The organism is Streptomyces crystallinus, assembly GCF_039521265.1.
Lineage (GTDB): Bacteria > Actinomycetota > Actinomycetes > Streptomycetales > Streptomycetaceae > Streptomyces > Streptomyces crystallinus.
The window spans coordinates 104,113-122,508 of the sequence record NZ_BAAACA010000015.1; the positions used below are offsets into that span (position 1 = coordinate 104,113).

Annotated in this window: 14 protein-coding genes and 1 riboswitch; of the genes, 4 read left to right on the top strand and 10 right to left on the bottom strand. The window is 74.5% G+C overall.

Going from position 1 to position 18,396, the window contains the following annotated elements; genetic code table 11:
- Positions 1 to 32: 32 nt before the first annotated feature.
- From cobI to ABD236_RS15920, 9 genes are all read right to left on the bottom strand, one after another.
- Positions 33 to 761 (bottom strand): precorrin-2 C(20)-methyltransferase, encoded by a 729-nt coding sequence (cobI, locus tag ABD236_RS15880; RefSeq protein ID WP_344074337.1) that lies wholly within the window; start codon positions 759 to 761, stop codon positions 33 to 35.
- Entirely contained in the window at positions 758 to 2,323 is a 1,566-nt protein-coding gene (locus ABD236_RS15885; RefSeq protein ID WP_344074338.1) for a cobyrinic acid a,c-diamide synthase CobB, read from the bottom strand. Before ABD236_RS15885 ends, cobI begins: the two co-directional genes overlap by 4 nt.
- Positions 2,317 to 2,916, bottom strand: coding sequence for a cob(I)yrinic acid a,c-diamide adenosyltransferase (gene cobO, locus ABD236_RS15890; protein WP_344074339.1), 600 nt, complete (start codon positions 2,914 to 2,916; stop codon positions 2,317 to 2,319). The genes ABD236_RS15885 and cobO overlap by 7 nt, the downstream gene beginning before the upstream one ends.
- Complete coding sequence (locus ABD236_RS15895) at positions 2,916 to 4,940, bottom strand: putative cobaltochelatase (protein ID WP_344074340.1); 2,025 nt, start codon at positions 4,938 to 4,940, stop codon at positions 2,916 to 2,918. Before ABD236_RS15895 ends, cobO begins: the two co-directional genes overlap by 1 nt.
- On the bottom strand, positions 4,937 to 8,590 hold the full coding sequence (gene cobN, locus ABD236_RS15900; protein WP_344074341.1) for a cobaltochelatase subunit CobN: 3,654 nt from the start codon (positions 8,588 to 8,590) through the stop codon (positions 4,937 to 4,939). The genes ABD236_RS15895 and cobN overlap by 4 nt, the downstream gene beginning before the upstream one ends.
- Complete coding sequence (locus tag ABD236_RS15905; RefSeq protein WP_344074342.1) at positions 8,587 to 10,095, bottom strand: cobyric acid synthase; 1,509 nt, start codon at positions 10,093 to 10,095, stop codon at positions 8,587 to 8,589. Before ABD236_RS15905 ends, cobN begins: the two co-directional genes overlap by 4 nt.
- Positions 10,092 to 11,021, bottom strand: coding sequence for a cobalamin biosynthesis protein (locus ABD236_RS15910; protein WP_344074343.1), 930 nt, complete (start codon positions 11,019 to 11,021; stop codon positions 10,092 to 10,094). Before ABD236_RS15910 ends, ABD236_RS15905 begins: the two co-directional genes overlap by 4 nt.
- Before the next feature lie 110 nt (positions 11,022 to 11,131).
- Positions 11,132 to 11,270: riboswitch (cobalamin riboswitch) on the bottom strand.
- A gap of 110 nt (positions 11,271 to 11,380) precedes the next feature.
- Positions 11,381 to 11,605, bottom strand: coding sequence for a hypothetical protein (locus ABD236_RS15915; RefSeq protein ID WP_344074344.1), 225 nt, complete (start codon positions 11,603 to 11,605; stop codon positions 11,381 to 11,383).
- 28 nt (positions 11,606 to 11,633) lie between these two features.
- Positions 11,634 to 12,899 carry an inorganic phosphate transporter gene (locus tag ABD236_RS15920; protein ID WP_344074345.1) on the bottom strand — a complete coding sequence of 422 codons (1,266 nt, stop codon included), beginning with the start codon at positions 12,897 to 12,899 and terminating at the stop codon, positions 11,634 to 11,636.
- A 209-nt stretch (positions 12,900 to 13,108) separates the two neighbouring features.
- On the opposite strand from ABD236_RS15920, the gene ABD236_RS15925 reads away from it, so the two are divergent.
- The 3 genes from ABD236_RS15925 to ABD236_RS15935 all read left to right on the top strand — a co-directional run bounded on the left by ABD236_RS15925 (position 13,109) and on the right by ABD236_RS15935 (position 16,646).
- A complete protein-coding gene (locus ABD236_RS15925; RefSeq protein ID WP_344074346.1) occupies positions 13,109 to 13,768 on the top strand; it encodes a class II aldolase/adducin family protein in 660 nt (219 codons plus the stop codon).
- Positions 13,769 to 13,868: 100 nt separating this feature from the next.
- Positions 13,869 to 14,993: an alpha/beta hydrolase gene (locus tag ABD236_RS15930; RefSeq protein WP_344074347.1), complete on the top strand. Its 1,125-nt coding sequence runs from the start codon at positions 13,869 to 13,871 to the stop codon at positions 14,991 to 14,993.
- Positions 14,994 to 15,314: 321 nt separating this feature from the next.
- Positions 15,315 to 16,646 carry a hypothetical protein gene (locus ABD236_RS15935; protein ID WP_344074348.1) on the top strand — a complete coding sequence of 444 codons (1,332 nt, stop codon included), beginning with the start codon at positions 15,315 to 15,317 and terminating at the stop codon, positions 16,644 to 16,646.
- Positions 16,647 to 16,657: 11 nt separating this feature from the next.
- Here the strand turns inward: ABD236_RS15935 and ypfJ are convergent, their stop codons facing one another.
- Positions 16,658 to 17,551, bottom strand: coding sequence for a KPN_02809 family neutral zinc metallopeptidase (gene ypfJ, locus ABD236_RS15940; protein WP_344074349.1), 894 nt, complete (start codon positions 17,549 to 17,551; stop codon positions 16,658 to 16,660).
- 98 nt (positions 17,552 to 17,649) lie between these two features.
- Here ypfJ and ABD236_RS15945 point away from each other — a divergent pair, with 98 nt between their 5' ends.
- Positions 17,650 to 18,333 (top strand): PQQ-binding-like beta-propeller repeat protein, encoded by a 684-nt coding sequence (locus ABD236_RS15945; protein ID WP_344074350.1) that lies wholly within the window; start codon positions 17,650 to 17,652, stop codon positions 18,331 to 18,333.
- The last annotated feature ends 63 nt before the right edge of the window (positions 18,334 to 18,396 follow it).

Sequence of the window (18,396 nt, forward strand, 5' to 3'; positions counted from 1 at the left end):
GCGCGGCGCCCGGGGCGGGCTCGGCGGCGGGGTCACAGCTTGCCGCCGCGGCCGCCCTCGCGCCGGGCGGGCGCGATGAGCGTGGACAGATACGGGAGGGCGCCGCCGTCGAGCTCGGCGGCCGGGCTGATGAACTCCTCGTCCAGGCCCAGCGCCGAGCCCCACACCGCGTCGTCGATCCGGCCGGTCGCCCGCAGCGCCGCCGCCACCTCGCCCGCCTGGCGGCCGAACTTGTACGCCACCACCGTGCCCGGCCCCTCCAGCGCGTCCTTGAGCACAGTCGCCCCGGCGGTGACCGGGACCAGGGTGAGCGGCTCCGTCCCCTCCGTGAGCACGGCGCCCGAACGCGCGGCGAGGTCCTGCATCGCGGTGATCCCGGGCACGGTCGCGATCTCGGTGCCCGGCACCAGCTCGGTGATCGTCTGGGCGAGGTAGGTGAACGTCGAGTACACATTGGGGTCGCCGATGGTGGCGAAGGCGACGCTCTCGTGGGCGCGCAGCAGCTCCGCGACCTGCTCGCCCGCCGCGTCCCAGGCGGCCTCGCGCCGGCCCCGGTCGGACCGCTCGTTGAGCGCGAAGACGACCCGGACGACCTTGGCGCCGGCCACGTAGTGGAGCACGGTCGCCTCGGCACGCCCGCGCTCGCCCGTGTCCATCACGGGCACGACCACGGCGTCGGCGCCCTGGAGCGCCTTGACGCCCTTGACGGTCACCAACTCCGGGTCCCCGGGCCCGACTCCGACTCCGACCAGCCTGCTCATCCGGCACACCTCTCCACGAACCGACGGGCGATGGTGGGCCGAGCGGCCCAGTGCGTATGCAGATAGCTCGCGTGCACGCCCTGTTGTACGAACCCTTCGACCCGGCGCTCCGGGTGCACCAGCCCCCACGCGGGCGCGGGCCCCGCCCCCGGGTCGAGGACGGTCCGGTGGAACTCGTGCCCGCGCAGCCGGGTTCCGGCCTCGGCCAGGCAACTGTCGCCCACGGCCACGGCCTCGCGGTACCCGAGTGTCAGCCGTTCCGACATCCGCGCGTCGGCGTCCAGGACGCCGCACATCGGCTGCCCGTCGAGCGACCGGGCCAGATAGAGCAGCCCGGCGCACTCGGCGGCGACGGGCGCCCCGGAGCGCGCGAGCTCGCCGACGGCCTTGCGCAGCGGCTCGTTGGCACTGAGCTCGGCGGCGTACACCTCGGGGAAGCCGCCACCGATGACGATCCCGGCCGTCTCCGGCGGCAGTTGCTCGTCCCGCAGCGGATCGAACACGACGACGTCGGCCCCGGCGGCGGCCAGGAGCTCACCGTGCTCGGCGTACGAGAAGGTGAAGGCGGGGCCACCGGCGAGGGCGACGACGGGGCGCGGCCCTGAACCCGGTGTTCGTCTGCGGGCAGTCGGTGGCTGGTCGCGCAGTTCCCCGCGCCCCTCAAGGGCACCTCCAGCCCCTCCGGCGTGTGAGGAGCGGGGCCCGGGGCGGAGCCCCGAAGCGGGGTGCAGGGGCCGCAGGCCCCGCTCGGGGTCCGGGGGCGCAGCCCCCGGGTAACCGCCTTCACCCCCACCCACCCCCGGAGGGTTCGGGGAAGGGGCGGGGTGGGGGAACAACACCGCCGCCGCGTCCCACGGCTCGCACCCCAGCGGCGGCGCCGACCGCGCCAACCCCACCAGCGCGGCCAGATCGCACCCGCCCCGCACCTGCTCCGCCATCGCCGCCACGGCGGCCACCGCGTCCGCCCGCCGCTCGGCGACCGGCACGAGGCCCAGGTGGCGCGACGGCGTCGAGACGGGGGCGGCGCGCCGCAGCGCGCCCAGCACCGGCACCCCCGACTCGTCCAGCGCCGAACGCAGCAGCGCCTCGTGCCGGTCCGAGGCGACCTTGTTGAGGATCACCCCGCCGATCCGCACCTCGGGGTCCCAGGACGCGAACCCGTGCACCAGCGCCGCCACCGACCGCGACTGCGAGGACGCGTCGACGACCAGTACCACCGGTGCCCGCAGCAGCTTCGCCACCTGGGCGGTGGAGGCCAGCTCACCGAGCCCGGCCGCCCCGTCGTACAGCCCCATCACGCCCTCGACCACCGCGATGTCGCACCCGCGCGCCCCGTGCGCGAACAGCGGAGCCACCAGGGACTCCCCGCACAGATACGCGTCGAGGTTGCGCCCCGGCCGCCCCGTCGCCAGGGCGTGGTAGCCGGGGTCGATGTAGTCGGGGCCGACCTTGTGCGGGGACACGGTCAGCCCGGTCGCGGCGAGCGCGGCCATCAGGCCCGTCGCGACCGTGGTCTTCCCGCTGCCCGACGAGGGGGCCGCGATGACGAGACGTGCTACCACTCGATACCCCGCTGCCCCTTCTGACCGGCGTCCATCGGGTGCTTGACCTTGGACATGTCGGTCACCAGATCGGCGAAGTCCACCAGCTTCTCCGGCGCGTTGCGCCCCGTGATCACCACGTGCTGGGTGCCCGGGCGGTCCCGCAGCACCGCGACGACCTCGTCCGTGTCCACCCAGCCCCAGTGCATGGGGTAGGCGAACTCGTCGAGCACGTAGAGCTTGTACGTCTCGGCCGCCAGGTCCCGCTTGACCTGCTCCCAGCCCTCGCGGGCCTTCTCCTCGTTGTCGAGCTGCGCGTCGCGCTGGACCCACGACCAGCCCTCGCCCATCTTGTGCCAGTCGACGCTGCCGCCCTCGCCGGAGGCGCCCAGCACCTTCAGCGCGTTCTCCTCGCCGACCTTCCACTTCGCCGACTTGACGAACTGGAACACCCCGATCGGCCAGCCCTGGTTCCAGGCCCGCAGCGCGAGCCCGAACGCGGCCGTCGACTTGCCCTTGCCGATGCCCGTGTGCACCACGACCAGCGGCCGGTTACGGCGCTGACGTGTCGTCAGGCCGTCCTCCGGCACCACACTCGGCTGTCCCTGCGGCATCAGGCGGCCCTCCTCGAAGTCCCTTGCACGTCCTTGACCAGACCGGCGATCGAGTCCGCCCGCAGCTCGTCGAGCGTCACCGCCGGGCCGCCCAGCTCGCGCGCCAGCTCCGCAGCCAGCCCCAGGCGCACCGGGCCCGCCTCGCAGTCCACGACCACCGAGGCCACGCCCTCGGCCGCGAGCAGCCGGGCCGAGCGGCCCGCCAGCGCCACCGGGTCCACGCCACCGGTGGCCCGCCCGTCCGTCACCACCACGAGCAGCGGCCGGCGCGACGGGTCGCGCATCCGCTCCACCCGCAGCACGTCGTGCGCCTTGAGCAGCCCGGCCGCGAGCGGGGTGCGCCCGCCCGTCGGCAGCGTCTCCAGCCGGGCCGCCGCCGCGTCCACCGACGACGTCGGCGGCAGGGCCACCTCCGCGTCCTTGCCCCGGAAGGTGATCAGGCCGACCTTGTCGCGCCGCTGGTAGGCGTCGAGCAGCAGCGAGAGCACCGCGCCCTTGACCGCACCCATCCGCTGGCGGGCCGCCATCGAGCCGGAGGCGTCGACGACGAAGAGCACCAGATTGCCCTCGCGGCCCTCCCGGGTCGCCTGGCGCAGATCGTCGCGCCGCACCACCAGGCCGCGCCCCGAACGCCCGCGCGCCCGCTGGTGCGGCGCGGCCGCCTGGACCGTCGCCGCCAGGTGCAGCTTGGTGAGGGCGCCCTGCGGGCGGCGGGCGCCGGTGGTGCGCCCGTGCGCCGTGCGGGCCCGTGAGCGGCGCCCGGCCGCGCCCTCGCCCAGGCCCGGCACGCTCAGCATCTTCGTACGGAACGGCTCGCCCGCCCGGGCGGCCTGCTGCTCGCCGCCGCCGGACGCCTGCGGCTCGCCGCCCTCGCCCGCCTCGGGGCGCGCGGGGGTGTCGCCCGCGCCGGCGTCCGGCGTCGGGCCGGCGTCCGGCGTCGGGCCGCCGTCCTGCGGGGGCTGTCCGCCTCCGCCGCCCGGCCCGTCCGGATCCGGGTCGTCGTCCTCGCCCGAGTCCCCGAACTCCTGGAGGGTGTCGTCGAGCTTGTCCTCGTCCAGACCCGGGGCGTCGAAGGGGTTGCGCCGGCGCCGGTGCGGCAGCGCCAGCAGCGCCGCCTGCCGGACGTCCTCGGCGAGCACGTCCGTACGCCCCGCCCACGCCGCCAGCGCCGTGGCGGTGCGCGCCATCACGATGTCGGCCCGCATGCCGTCGACCTCGAAGGCCGCGCAGGTGGCCGCGATCTGGCGCAGCGCGCCGTCCCCGAGCCGCACCTGGGGGAGCAGCGCACGCGCCGCGACGATGCGCGCCCGTACCGCGCTCTCCTCGCCGGCCCAGCGCGCCGCGAAGGCCGCCGGCCCGTCGTCGTACGCCAGGCGCCGGCGGACCACCTCGACCCGCTGGTCGGGCTCACGGGAGGCCGAGACCTCCACGGTCAGCCCGAACCGGTCGAGGAGCTGCGGCCGCAGCTCGCCCTCTTCCGGGTTCATGGTGCCCACCAGCAGGAACCGCGCCGCGTGCCGTACGGACACGCCCTCGCGCTCCACGTACGAGGCGCCCATGGCGGCGGCGTCGAGCAGGAGGTCGACCAGGTGGTCGTGGAGGAGGTTGACCTCGTCCACATAGAGGATCCCGCGGTGGGCGTGGGCCAGCAGGCCGGGCTCGAAGGCCTTCACGCCCTCGGCGAGCGCCCGCTCGATGTCGAGCGCGCCGACGAGGCGGTCCTCGGAGGCACCGACCGGCAGCTCCACCATCCGCGCGGCCCGCGCGGCCCCCGTCCCGGCCTCGTGCGGCCCGTCCGGGCACGCCGGGTCGGGCGCGGCCGGGTCACAGGAGAACCGGCAGCCCGTGACCACGTCGACCTCGGGCAGCAGCGCGGAGAGCGCCCGCACGGCGGTCGACTTCGCGGTGCCCTTCTCGCCCCGGACGAGGACACCGCCCACTGCCGGTGACACCGCGTTCAGCAGCAACGCGAGACGCAGGTCGTCCTGACCGACGATCGCGGTGAACGGATAAGGCGTGCTCATGCGTCGTCACCCTCCAGGTCGCCTTCGAGCTGCAGATAGGTCGCGCGGAGCTGCTCCAGCGTCTCCGCGTCCGGTTCGGCCCACAGGCCGCGGTCGGCCGCCTCGAGGAGCCGCTCCGTGATGCCGCGCAGCGCCCAGGGGTTGGACTTCTTCATGAAGTCCCGGTTCGTCTCGTCGAACACGTACTCCGCGCTGAGCTTCTCGTACATCCAGTCGTCGACCACGCCCGCCGTCGCGTCGTACCCGAACAGGTAGTCCACGGTCGCGGCCATCTCGAAGGCGCCCTTGTAGCCGTGGCGCCGCATCGCCGCCATCCAGCGCGGGTTGACCACGCGCGCGCGGAAGACGCGGTGGGTCTCCTCGCCCAGGGTGCGGGTCTTGACCTGGTCCGGGGTGGCCGAGTCGCCCACGTACGCCTCGGGCGACTCGCCCGTCAGATGGCGGACCATGGCGACCATGCCGCCGTGGTACTGGAAGTAGTCGTCGGCGTCCACCAGGTCGTGCTCGCGGGTGTCGACGTTCTTCGCCGCCACCGCGATCCGCCGGAACGCCGTCTCCATGTCGCCGCGCGCCGCGCGCCCGTCGAGGCCCCGCCCGTACGCGTAGCCGCCCCACACCGCGTACACCTCGGCGAGGTCCGCGTCCGAGCGCCAGTTGCGCGCGTCGATCAGGGGGAGCAGGCCCGCCCCGTACGCCCCCGGCTTGGAGCCGAAGATACGGGCCGTGGCGCGGCGGCGGTCGCCGTGCTCGGCGGTGTCCTCGTCGGCGTGCGCCCGTACGTAGTTGGACTCGGCCGGCTCGTCCAGCTCCGCCACCGTCCGCACCGCGTCGTCGATCAGGCCGACCACGTGCGGGAACGCGTCCCGGAAGAAGCCGGAGATGCGGACGGTGACATCGATGCGGGGACGGCCCAGCTCCGCGACCGGGACCACCTCGAAGCCGGTGACCCGGCGGGAGGCCTCGTCCCAGACCGGGCGGCAGCCCAGCAGCGCCAGGATCTCCGCGATGTCGTCGCCCTGGGTGCGCATCGCGGAGGTGCCCCACACGGTGAGGCCCACCGACTTCGGGTACGCGCCGGTGTCCGCGAGGTAGCGCTGCACCAGCGAGTCCGCCAGCGCCTGGCCGACCTCCCAACTCAGCCTGGACGGGATGGCCTTGGGGTCGACCGAGTAGAAGTTGCGGCCGGTCGGCAGGACGTTGACCAGGCCCCGGGTGGGGGAGCCGGACGGCCCCGCCGGGACATAGCCGCCGTCCAGGGCCCGCAGGATGTGGGTGATCTCGTCCGTCGTGCGCGCCAGGCGCGGCACCACCTCGCGGCAGGCGAACTCCAGGACCGCCACGGCCGGGGCGAGCTCGGCGCCCAGGACCTCGCTCACCAGCGGGCCGCACGCCGGGGTGGCCCAGTCGCGCTCCTCCATGCCCTCCGCGAGGCGGCGGCACAGCTGCTCCAGGAGGTCGATCGCGTCGGCCGCCGTGCGCGCGGGGCCGTCGACCAGGTCGCTGAGCTCCACCGCCACCTTCACCGGCGCGCCCGGCTCGGCCAGCAGCTCCTTCTCCACCAAGCCGAAGTGCTCGGCGAGCGAGGCGCGCAGCCCGGGCAGCGCGTTGGCCTGGCCGCCCCACACCTGGGAGGCGCGCAGCACCGCGAGCACCAGGTTCACCCGGGGCTCGGCCTCGGGGCCGCCGCCCAGGATGTGCAGGCCGTCGCGGATCTGGACGTCCTTGATCTCGCACAGATAGCCGTCGATGTGCATGACGAACTCGTCGAAGTCGCCGTCGTCCGGCTGCTCGTCGACATGCAGGTCGTGGTGGAGCTCAGCAGCCTTCACCAGCGTCCAGATCTGGGCCCGCACGGCCGGGGCCTTCGTCGGGTCGAGATCGCTCACCAGGGCGTACTCGTCGAGGAGTTGCTCCAGCTTGGCCAGGTCGCCGTAGGTGTCGGCGCGGGCCATCGGCGGCACCAGGTGGTCCACGACCGTGGCGTGGCCGCGCCGCTTGGCCTGGGTGCCCTCGCCCGGGTCGTTGACGATGAACGGGTAGACCAGCGGCAGATCGCCCAGGACCGCGTCCGGGCCGCAGCCGGAGGACAGCCCGAGGCCCTTGCCGGGCAGCCACTCCATGGTGCCGTGCTTGCCCATGTGGACGATCGCGTCGGCGCCGAAACTGTTCTCCAGCCAGCGGTAAGCCGCCATGTAGTGGTGCGAGGGCGGCATGTCCGGGTCGTGGTAGATCGCGATCGGGTTCTCGCCGAAGCCGCGCGGCGGCTGGATCATCACCACGACGTTGCCGAACTGGAGGGAGGCGAGCACGATCTCGTCGCCGTCCACGTACAACTGGCCCGGGGGCTCGCCCCAGTGCTCCAGCATGCCGTCGCGCAGCTCGGGCTCCAGCTTCTCGAACCAGGCGCGGTAGTCCGCGAGCGGCACGCGCGCGGGGGCGGCCGCCAGCTGCTCCTCGGTGAGCCACTCCACGTCGTGGCCGCCGGCGTTGATCAGCCGGTGGATCAGCTCGTCGCCGTTGTCCGGGTGGCCCTCCACCACGTAACCGGCGTCCCGCAGGGCGTCCAGGACGCGCACGGCGGAGGCGGGTGTGTCCAGGCCCACCGCGTTGCCCACCCGGGAGTGCTTGGTCGGGTACGCGGTGAAGACCAGGGCGAGCTTCTTCTCCGCGTTCGGCTTGTGCTTCAGACGGGCGTGGCGCACCGCGATCCCGGCGACCCGCGAGGCCCGCTCGGGGTCGGCGGCGTAGACCGGGACGTCGTCCGGGCCCTGCTCCTTGAAGGAGAACGGGACGGTGATCAGCCGGCCGTCGAACTCCGGGATGGCGACCTGCATCGCCGCGTCCATGGGGGAGAGCGCGGCGTCCGAGGCCTCCCAGGCGGCCTTGGAGGAGGTGAGGCAGAGGCCTTGCAGCACCGGCACGTTCAGCTCGGCCAGGGCGCCGATGTCCCACGCCTCCTCGTCGCCGCCCGCGCTCGCCTGCGAGGCGGTGGTGCCGCCCGCCGCGAGCACGGTGGCGATCAGCGCGTCCGCCTTGCCCAGCGTCTCGTAGAGCGCGGGCTCGGCGCCGCGCAGCGAACCCACGTACACCGGGAGGGCGTTGGCGCCCTGGGCCTCGATGCTGTCGCACAGGACGTCGACGAAGGCGGTGTTGCCGGAGAGCTCGTGGGCGCGGTAGAAGAGCACGCCGACGGTGGGGCGGCCCGCCACGTACGCGCGCGTGCCGTGCACGCCCCACTCGGGCATCTTCTGCGGCTCGGCGAAGCCCACACCGGTCAGCAGCACGGTGTCGGAGAGGAACCGGGACAGCTCCACCAGGTTGCCGGGGCCGCCCTCGACCAGATAGCGCAGGGCCTCGGCGACCACTCCGGCCGGGACCGAGGACTCGGCCATCAGCTCCGCGTCCGGCACGGTCTCGCCGCCCAGCAGCACCGTGGGGATCCCGGACGCCTTCAGCGCGGCGAGCCCGTCCTCCCAGGCGCGCTTGCCGCCGAGCAGGCGCACGACGGCCACCGACGCGCCCTCGATCAGCGCGGGCAGCTCCTCGGCCACGTCGATACGGGTCGGGTTGCCGATCCGGAAGGGCGCCCCGGAGGCCCAGGCCGCCAGCAGATCCGTGTCGGCGGTCGACAACAACAGCACAGTGCTCATGCGGGTGCTCCAGGTGCGATGAAGGGAAGTCCTGCGGGCGCGCCCTGCTCGATGAGCCGCATGAGCGCGTCCGTGTCCGCGTGTTCTTCGATGAGGTCGCCGAGGCGGTCCAGCTGCTCCTCGCGCAGCGCGCCGAACGACGTGTCCGGGGCGGGCACGAAACGCCGTCCCGCGGCGCTCGCCACCAGCTCCAGGAACCGTCGCCTGAATCCGTCGCTCTCAAGTGACCCGTGCCAGTGCGTCCCCCAGACCGCACCGACCCGGCATCCGTCCAAGAAGGCTTCCCCGCCCAGCACGTCGGCGACGCCGTGGTGGATCTCGTATCCCTCCACGCGCTCGCCCAGCGCCTCACCGGTCGGCCGTGCAAGTGTCTTCTCGGCCGCGAACCGCACCCGTACGGGCAGCAGTCCGAGACCCGTCACGGAACCCGCCCGTGACTCGACCTCGTCCTCGATGTGCTCGCCGAGCACCTGGAACCCGCCGCAGATCCCCAGCACCGGACGCCCCTCGGCCGCCCTGCGCGCCAGCTCCCGCGCCAGCCCCCGTTCCCTCAGCCATTCCAACGCCCGGACCGTGCCCCGGGTTCCCGGCACGACGACCAGATCCGCGTCGGCCAGCTCCTCGGGCCGGTCCACGAACCGCACGACCACGCCCGGTTCGGCGGCGAGGGCGTCCACGTCGGTGAAGTTGGACATCAGCGGGATCGCGCAGACCGCGACCCGCAGCACGTCCTCGCCCACCGGCGGCGCCACCACCGACTCGCGCACGGCGCCGCGCAGGGACACCCGCAGGCCGTCCTCCTCGTCGATGCCGAGCCCGTGCGCGAACGGCAGGATCCCGTACGTGTGGCGCCCGGTGAGCCCGCGCAGCATGTCGATGCCGGGTTCGAGCAGCGAGACGTCGCCGCGGAACTTGTTGACGATGTACCCGGCGACCAGGGTCTGGTCCTCGGGGCTCAGCAGCGCCGTCGTACCGAAGAACGAGGCGAACACCCCGCCCCGGTCGATGTCGCCGACCACCACCACCGGGAGCCTCGCGGCGCGCGCGATGCCCATGTTGACGATGTCGGTGCGCCGCAGGTTGATCTCGGCCGGACTGCCCGCCCCCTCGCAGATCACGGCGTCATATGTGCCCCGCAGCCGCTCCAGGCAGTCCACGACGGTGCCCAGAAGCGCTTCCTGGCGTCCGCCGTGGTAGCCGCTGGCGCTCAGTTCACCCACCGGCTTGCCCATGAGTACGACCTGGCTCGACCGGTCGCTCCCCGGCTTGAGCAGCACGGGGTTCATCAGCGCGGACGGCTCGACGCGCGCCGCCTGCGCCTGCATCGCCTGCGCGCGCCCGATCTCCGCGCCCTCGCGGGTGACGAAGGAGTTGAGGGACATGTTCTGTCCCTTGAAGGGGGCGACCTTCACGCCCCGGCGCACCAGCCACCGGCAGATCCCGGCGGTGACGACGCTCTTGCCGGCGTCCGACGTGGTGCCCGCGACCAGCAGTCCGCCACTCATGTCCGTACCTTCCTCACCGCGATGGCCACGCCCAGCGCGAGCCAGCCCACCCGGCGCGACAGCCGCACCGCCCGCTCGATGTCCGCGACCTCCACCGCCCGGCCGCCCCCGTTCAGCACCGGCCGGTGCTCGACACGGCCGCCGTAGGAGAGGGTGCCGCCGAGCCGTACGCCGAGCGCCCCCGCGAACGACGCCTCCACCGGACCGGCGTTGGGGCTCGGGTGCCTGTCCGCGTCCTCGCGCCACGCGCGCGTGGCGGCGCGCGGCGAGCCCCCGGCGGCCACCGCGAGCGCGGCGGTGAGCCGGGCGCCCGGCCAGCCCGCCACGTCGTCGAGGCGCGCCGAGGCCCACCCGTACCGCAGATGGCGCGGCGAGCGGTGACCCACCATCGCGTCCAGCGTGTTGACCGCCCGGAAGCCGACCAGCCCCGGCACCCCCGCGAGCGCTCCCCACACCAGCGCGCCCACCACGGCGTCCGAGGTGTTCTCGGCGACGGACTCGACGACCGCGCGCGCGATGCCGGGCGCGTCCAGGGCCTGCGGGTCGCGCCCGCACAGGTGCGGCAGCCGCGCCCGGGCCGCCTCGACGTCCCCGGCTTCCAGGGCCGCGCCGATCGCCCGGGCCTCCCGGCCCAGCGAAGTGCCGCCCACCACGGCCCAGGTGGCGGCGGCGGTCAGCGCGACGGAGGCGGCGGGGCGGTGGCGTACGGCACGGGTGGCGAGCAGCGCGGCGCCCGCGGCGCCTCCGGCGCACACGGCGGTGTGCAGCGCGCCCCAGCCCCGGTGGTCACGCCACAGCGCGCGCTCCACGGCCGCCGCGGCACGGCCGAACGCGGCGACCGGGTGTCCGCGGCGGGGGTCGCCGAGGAGCAGGTCGCCGAGGAGACCGGCGGTGGCGCCGTACGCGAAAGTGCGATCGGCACGCATGGGATCAGCCCGCCGCAACGCCGAGGGGAGCTCCGGTACGTCCGGGGGGTGCCGGCAACAGGCAGGCGCGCATGGCGGTATGTCCTCACTCAGGGTGTCCGCGCCCTGGTACGACGTCGACCGGCGGTGAGAGTTCCTGGCTCACGGGGATGATTCCCCGATGACAGTGGCGGGACCGCGCCGGATTCGCACCGGCTTCCTCTTCTGCCGCCGTAATGGCTCGGGCAGTCCACCACGCCCGCGAACGCCCGTCAACTCGCTGCTGACCTGCGACGGGAGAGTGTGCGCAGGCACACAGCGAACCGCCCCCCGGCAGGGCCGGGGGGCGGTTCGGGAGCGCGTGCGGCCGGGTGGCCGGACTACTTGGCGACGATCAGGTTGATGCCGTACGCGACGGCCGCCGCGCAGAGCGCGAAGCAGAGGTAGGCGGTGGTGCGGGCCACCATGACGTTGCCCTTGCCGGCCGCGGCCGACTGCTGCTTGCTGAGGCCGACGATCCCGACGGTGAACAGGCCCACCAGGCCGACGGTGACGATGAGGCTGACACCGAAGACGGTGCCGAGAGCTTGCCAGTCGATGTGCATGACGATTCCTTCGGAGTGCGCGGCCGGGTCAGACGGCAGCCGGGCGGGCCGGGTCGGCGGGGGCCACCGGGGCCGGGGCCGGGATGGTGGCCGTCAGGTCGGCGGCCACGGCGGCGACGGTCGGGGGCGGGGTGACGGCGGCGATCGCGGTGGTGACGACACCCGCGGGCTCGGCCGGGAGCTCGCTCGCGGCCGGGGCGGCGGTGACGTCGTTGTGGTCGACCGGCGAGCGGCGCGACAGCTTCCAGATGAAGCCGGAGCCCGCGACCAGCAGGACCGCCACCAGGACGATGCCCCAGGTGCCCTGGCCGGTGAGGAACTCGGCGCCGGCGCCGACCAGACCCGCGGCGGGCAGGGTCAGACCCCAGGCGACGAACATCCGGGTCGCGGTGGACCAGCGGACCACACCGCCCTTGCGGCCGAGGCCGGCGCCCATGACGGAGCCGGAGCAGACCTGGGTGGTGGAGAGCGAGAAGCCGAGGTGCGAGGAGGCCAGGATGACGGTCGCGGCGCCGGACTGGGCGGCGAAGCCCTGCGGCGGAGCCAGTTCGGTCAGGCCCTTGCCCATGGTGCGGATGATGCGCCAGCCGCCGAGGTACGTGCCCATGGCGATGGCCAGGCCGGCCGAGACGATGACCCACATCGGGGGGTTGGCGCCCGGGTGCAGCACACCGCCGGTGACCAGGGCGAGCGTGATGATGCCCATGGTCTTCTGCGCGTCGTTGGTGCCGTGGGCGAGCGAGACGAGACCGGCGGAGGCGATCTGCCCGGCCCGGTAGCCCTTGGCGGTGGCCTTCTCGTCGGTGCCGCGGTTGATCCGGTACGTCAGCCGCGTGGCCAGCATCGAGGCGACGCCCGCGACGATCGGGGCGGCGACGGCGGGCAGCAGCACCTTGGTGACGACGGTCGAGCCGTTGACCGAGGACCAGCCGGCCGACATCACGGCCGCGCCGATCAGACCGCCGAACAGGGCGTGGGACGAGCTGGACGGCAGGCCGAGCAGCCAGGTCACCAGGTTCCAGAGGATGGCGCCGACGAGCGCCGCGAAGATGACCTCTGTTCTGAGGCCCTTCTCGTTGATGATCCCGCCGGAGATCGTCTTGGCGACCTCCACCGACAGGAACGCGCCGACCAGGTTGAGTGCGGCGGACATGGCGACCGCGGCTTTGGGCTTCAGGGCGCCGGTCGAGATGGTGGTGGCCATCGCGTTGGCGGTGTCATGGAAACCGTTCGTGAAATCGAACACTAGAGCTGTCACGACCACAATGGCGAGCAGCAGCGTGATGTGTTCCATTTACCCAGGCAATCGTTCGACGTCAGTGGTTGGACGAACGTAAGCAACCTGGATGAACGGAAGGTGAACTGGGTCGGGCCTCGCGGTGTATCTGACCGGTTTCCGGTTCGATCAAGGCGTATCAAAGCCATACGAACCGGTCATCGGCCCCATTGAAGAGATTCCGCTCACGCCTCCACCCGCGCCGCGGAGCCTGCGAGGATCACCCCATGGGAGAGCCGATGGACTCCGCAGCGATCGCCGCGGCCTGGGCCGAGCTGACCGCCACCGCCCGCCGCACCGCCGACGAAGGCCTGGTCGTCGGCACCTCGGGCAATGTCTCGGTACGCGTCGGCGACCTGGTCCTCGTGACCCCCTCCGGGGTCGCCTACGACCGCCTCGGCCCCGGCGACACCGTCGCCGTGGACCTCACCGGCCGCCAGGTGACCGGCACCCTGCGGCCCACCAGTGAGCTGCCGATGCACCTGGCCGTATACAGGGACACCGACGCGCGGGCCGTCGTGCACACCCACGCCGTGCACGCCACGGCCGTCTCCACCTTGGTCAGCGAGCTGCCGCCGGTCCACTACATGGCCGCCGAGCTCGGTGGTCCGGTCCAGGTGGCGCCCTACGCCCTGTACGGGACCGAGGAACTGGCGCGGAACATGCTGCGCGCCCTCGACGGCCGCACCGGCTGCCTCCTCCAGAACCACGGAGCGGTCACCTACGGGGCCACGCTCTCCCAGGCCTACGACCGCACCGCCCAGCTGGAGTGGATGTGCCGCCTCTGGCTGGCCGCCTCCTCGGTGCCCGGCCGCACCCCCTCCCTGCTCTCCGCCGCCGACCTCGACCGGGCCGCCGAACAGTTCCGGGGATACGGGCAGGTTTGAGAGCCGCTCTTCGGACCCTCCGGCCCCGCGCGCCGGGCAACCGGCCCCCGGTAGGCCCCGCCCACTGGCCGTGTCGCCGCGTACTGCCGACACTGGAACGGTGCGCCCGGCTACAGCGACGGCAGCGGCCGTCACCACACTCATCGGCGTCGGCGCGGCAGCGGTGGCCGCCGGACGGTACGCGAGCGACGCGGCCCTGAAGGCACCGCCGGGCCGCCCGCTGCCCACCGACCCCGAGCTCACCGTGCACGCCACGGCCCCCGGACGGATCTCCCTGACCCGCTGTCTGGCCTCGCTGCGCCCCGGCACGTACGGGATCGAGGGCTCCGGCGTCCACGCGGTGGTCGGCGACGTCGTCGACGTGCCGCACGCCGCGGACACCGTGGTGCGCCGGCTGGAGCGGGTCACCCGGGGGAGCCCGCAGCCGGGCGACCGGGTCCGGCTCACCCCGCAGCTCCACCACGGCACCCCGGCCGGGGCGCTCGGCCTCGACCACGAGGACGTCGAGATCCCCGCGGAGCTCGGGGTGCTGCCCGCCTGGCTGGTCAAGGGCGTACGGGACACCTGGGTGATCACCGTGCACGGCCTGGGCACCACCCGCGAGCACCCGCTCAACGTCATGGGCTTCCTGCACCGCCGGCAGATGACGGTGCTCGACCTCGCCTACCGGGGCGACGAGGGCGCACCCCGCTCCCCGGACGGGCTCGGCCACCTCGGCGACTCGGAGTGGCGCGACCTCGACGCCGCGGTCCGCTACGCCGTCCGCTCCGGCGCCCGGCGCGTCATCCTGCACGGCTGGTCCACCGGCGCCACCATGGCGCTGCACGCCGCCGCGCGCTCCGGGATGCGCGGCCGCATCGCGGGCGTCGTCCTGGACTCCCCGGTGCTCGACTGGGAGGGCACGGTGCGCGCCCTGGCGCTCGCCCACGGCGCCCCGAGCGCCCTGCTGCCGCTCGCCGTGCGGGCCGCGCAGGGCCGCACCGGCCCGCACGGCGACCGTCTGGGCGAGGCGGCCGACCCGGCCGCCCTGCGCGTGCCGACCCTGGTCTTCCACGGCCCCGACGACACCCTCGCCTCCTGGCCGCTCACCCGTGAACTCGCGGCCCGCCGTCCCGATCTGGTGACCCTTCACACGGTCCGCGACGCCCCGCACGCCGCGATGTGGAACGCCGACCCCGACCGTTACGAGGAGGCGCTGCGGCGCTTCCTGACCCCGCTGGTGTGACCAACGGGCCCGGAGCCCCCGCGAGCGGCCCACGGGGCTCCGGGTACCGCGCCCGGCGATCAGGGCGGTCGTTCCGCTTCGCGTTTCGGCCGGTCAACACAGCGCGCCGACCCGGGGCCCGGGCCCCGCGCGCCGGTCGTTCCCGGCCCGTGCGGAAGGAGACGATCTCCATTCCGTTTGGGCTTTCTGCCCGTCAACGGGAAGACTGCATCCGTGACGTCCCGGAAGCCTGAAGAGAAGTTGCCGCGAGACTCCAGACTGCGGCTTGTCCGCGCACCGCACGCGAAGGATGCCCGCCCCCTCGCCACCGCCCGCCGGGCCGTGAGCGAGCGCCGCTCCCGGGCGTCCCGGCCGCCGGAGGGCACCCCGGCCGCCGCCGAACTGGCCCGCCAGGCCAGAGCGGTGCTCGCCGACGCCGTACGCGTCGCCCGCTGGGCCGACGCCGAGCGCGCCCGGGGCAGCGCGCCCCGCCCCGCCCCGACGGGCGCCCTGTCCGCCGCGGCCGCCGAACAGGCCGCCGCCACCGTGGGGCTGACGCCCGCCCAGGTGCGGGCCGGCTGGGACCGGGCCCGGCTCGCCGGACTCGTCGAGCTGCACGGCGGCACCGCACGCCCCGGCTGGCGGCTGCGCGCCTGGGACCGCGACGACGCCGCGGTGCTGCGCGGCTGGGTCGCCCTCTTCGACGCCTGGTCGATCGTCCACCCCGCCCCGGCCGCCATCGCGCCCGCCGCCGTGGCCGAGGTCGTCGAAGCCGTCCCCCAGGTGCTCTCCCTCCTCCAGCTGTCGGCCGGCCCCGTCCTCGTACCGGCCCTGCTCGACCTGCTCGGTCAGCGCGTCGCCGAACTGCGCGACGAGCGGTGCGAGGTGCCCGACGGCACCGGCGCCGACGGCACCGGCGACGGCCCCGGCGGGGACCACCCCGCCTCCCTCGCCTTCCTCTCCCTCCTCCTCGACTGGGCGCTCGCCGGCCTCGCCGCCGTCGGCGCGCTCACCCTCTCCGAGGGCTCGGCCACCCTCACCCCGCTCGGCAACTGGGCGGTGTGGGTCAAGCTGGAGCAGATCTGCGTCGCCGCGCAGAGCCCGGCGGGCAACATCGAGCGGTCCGCCGAGGACATGCTGCGCGGCTGCGCCCGGCTCACCCCCGGCCCGGCCCGCGCCGAGTACCGCGCCTGGCTCGCCGCCCGGCCGGTCGGCAGCGCGGTGACCGAGCTGCTGGACGCGGCCCGGGGCGAGGACGCGCTGGTGCGCGGGCTCGCCTTCGAGGCGCTCCGGGTCGTCGGCGCCCCCGCCGAGCCGGAGGTCCGCGCCGCCACCGACGAGATCTTCCTGCGCCCCTACGCCCTGCTCTGGCTCGCCGAGCACGAGGGCACCGACCCCGAGGACGTCACCGCCGTCCTCACCCGGGAGGAGTCCACCTGGCTCTGGGTCGACACGGCCGCCGCCGTCGCCGACCACGGCGAGGTCGACCTGATGGTGCGCCACCTCGACTCCGCCGTACAGGGCACCGTGCCCGCCCTGCTCGACGAGGTCAGGGCCGTCGGCCACCCCAGGACCGTCCAGGTGCTGGTCGCGCTCGCCGCCGCCCATCCGGACCCGGCGCTGGCCAAGGCCGTGCGGCGCGCGGCCTTCCAGGTCCACACGGGCGAGGTGTAGCGGACCGGAGATCAGCGCGCGAAGGTGTCGCAGCGGGTCATGTCGCCCGTCTTGAAGCCGGTGGAGAACCACTGCCGGCGCTGCTGGGCCGAGCCGTGCGTCCACGACTCCGGGGTGACCCGGCCCTGGAACTTCTCCTGGATCCGGTCGTCGCCCACGGCCGCCGCCGCGTCCAGGCCGTCCTTGATGTCCTGGTCGGTCAGCCGGGTCAGCACCGGCCTGCCGGTCCGCGCGTCCGGCGCGGTCGTGGCGTGGTGCGCCCACACCCCGGCGTAGCAGTCGGCCTGGAGCTCGACCCGTACCGCGTTGCTGTTCGCGCCCTGCCGCCCGTCCTGCGAGCGGGCGAGGGTGCCCGCCAGGTTCTGGACGTGGTGCCCGTACTCGTGCGCCACCACGTACGCCTGGGCGAACGGCCCGCCGCCGGCGCCGAACTTGGTCCGCAGGTCGTCGAAGAACCCCAGGTCCAGATAGACCTTCCGGTCGCGCGGGCAGTAGAAGGGCCCAACCGCCGAGGTCGCGGTGCCGCACGCGGTGGCCACCCGGCCGGTGAAGAAGACGGTCGACGCGGGCGTGTAGCGCTCGCCCCGGCGCGGCAGCTCCTGCGACCAGTAGTCCTGCACGCTGTTGACCACCGCGAGGACCCGGCAGTCCTCCTTGGTGTTGGCGTCGCTGCCCTTGCGGCAGTTCGCCTGCACCTGCCCCTGCGCGGACACCGAGGACGCCGGAGCGGAGTCGCCGGAGGAGAGCCCCAGCTGCTCGGGGCCGACCCCGAACAGCAGGCCGAGCACGAGTGCGACGAGCCCGACGATGCCCCCGCCGATGGTGGCCCTGCCGCCCGGGACGCGGCTGCCCCGGACGTCCTCGACCTCGGACGTGTCCAGATCGGCGTCGTCGTCGAACTGCACGGCTACCACCCTCCGTCACCCACTGTCACCCCGAGTATCGAACAGTTCAGTGCGTTGCGCCCGTTTTGCCACGCGGCGGCCGATACGCTCGGCGCCTCATGGACCGGAACCGTCTCGCGCTGGCCGCCGTCGCCGCCGTACTGGCCCTTCCGCTGATGACCGCCGCCCGGCACGCCCGGCCCGCCCCCTACGGCGACCTGCTCACTGTTGTGCCCGCCGCCGCGCCCGCCCACGCGGCGGTACGGGTGCGGGGCGCGGCCGTCGAGGCGTACGACCCCAGGAGCGGGGCGCGCGGCTGGACGTACCGGCGCGAAGGGCGGCGCCCGCTCGCGGTTCGCACGGCGCCCGGGCACGCCTTCGCGCTGTGGAGCGACGGCATGGTCACCGACACCGCGCGCGTGCTCTCGGTCGACGCGGTCCGCTGGCACCGGGCCGTCCCGGGCCTCGCGGACTGGCTCGCCGGGCGCCCGGGCCGGGCCGCGGGCGTGCTCCAGCAGCTCGCTCCGGCCGGGCGCGGCGGCGGGATGCTCGCCGTCGTCACCCCCGAGCGCGTCGCCGCGTACCGCACCGCCGACGGGGATCTGCGCTGGACGCTGCCCGCCCGGCCGGAGTGCGCCTTCGACCCGGGCCGCGTCGCGCGCGTGGCGGGCGTGCTGATCCTGGCCCAGCCCTGCCGCGACCGGGACACGTGGACCCAGGAGCTGGTGGCGGTGGACACCCTGGGGCGCGTCGCACCGGGCCGCACTCCGCTGGGCAACGAGCTCCCCGCGCGCGTGGTGTGAGCCACCGCCTGCGGGAGGCCGCCGCACCCGGGGCCCGCGAGGGCGGCGGACGACCTTCCCCAA

Coding starts and splice junctions, on each gene's coding strand:
- cobI (WP_344074337.1), bottom strand. CDS start 761: ATGAGCAGGCTGGTCGGAGTCGGAGTCGGGCCCGGGGACCCGGAGTTG.
- cobO (WP_344074339.1), bottom strand. CDS start 2,916: ATGCCGCAGGGACAGCCGAGTGTGGTGCCGGAGGACGGCCTGACGACA.
- ABD236_RS15895 (WP_344074340.1), bottom strand. CDS start 4,940: ATGAGCACGCCTTATCCGTTCACCGCGATCGTCGGTCAGGACGACCTG.
- cobN (WP_344074341.1), bottom strand. CDS start 8,590: ATGAGCACTGTGCTGTTGTTGTCGACCGCCGACACGGATCTGCTGGCG.
- ABD236_RS15905 (WP_344074342.1), bottom strand. CDS start 10,095: ATGAGTGGCGGACTGCTGGTCGCGGGCACCACGTCGGACGCCGGCAAG.
- ABD236_RS15910 (WP_344074343.1), bottom strand. CDS start 11,021: ATGCGTGCCGATCGCACTTTCGCGTACGGCGCCACCGCCGGTCTCCTC.
- ABD236_RS15915 (WP_344074344.1), bottom strand. CDS start 11,605: ATGCACATCGACTGGCAAGCTCTCGGCACCGTCTTCGGTGTCAGCCTC.
- ABD236_RS15920 (WP_344074345.1), bottom strand. CDS start 12,899: ATGGAACACATCACGCTGCTGCTCGCCATTGTGGTCGTGACAGCTCTA.
- ABD236_RS15925 (WP_344074346.1), top strand. CDS start 13,109: ATGGGAGAGCCGATGGACTCCGCAGCGATCGCCGCGGCCTGGGCCGAG.
- ABD236_RS15945 (WP_344074350.1), top strand. CDS start 17,650: ATGGACCGGAACCGTCTCGCGCTGGCCGCCGTCGCCGCCGTACTGGCC.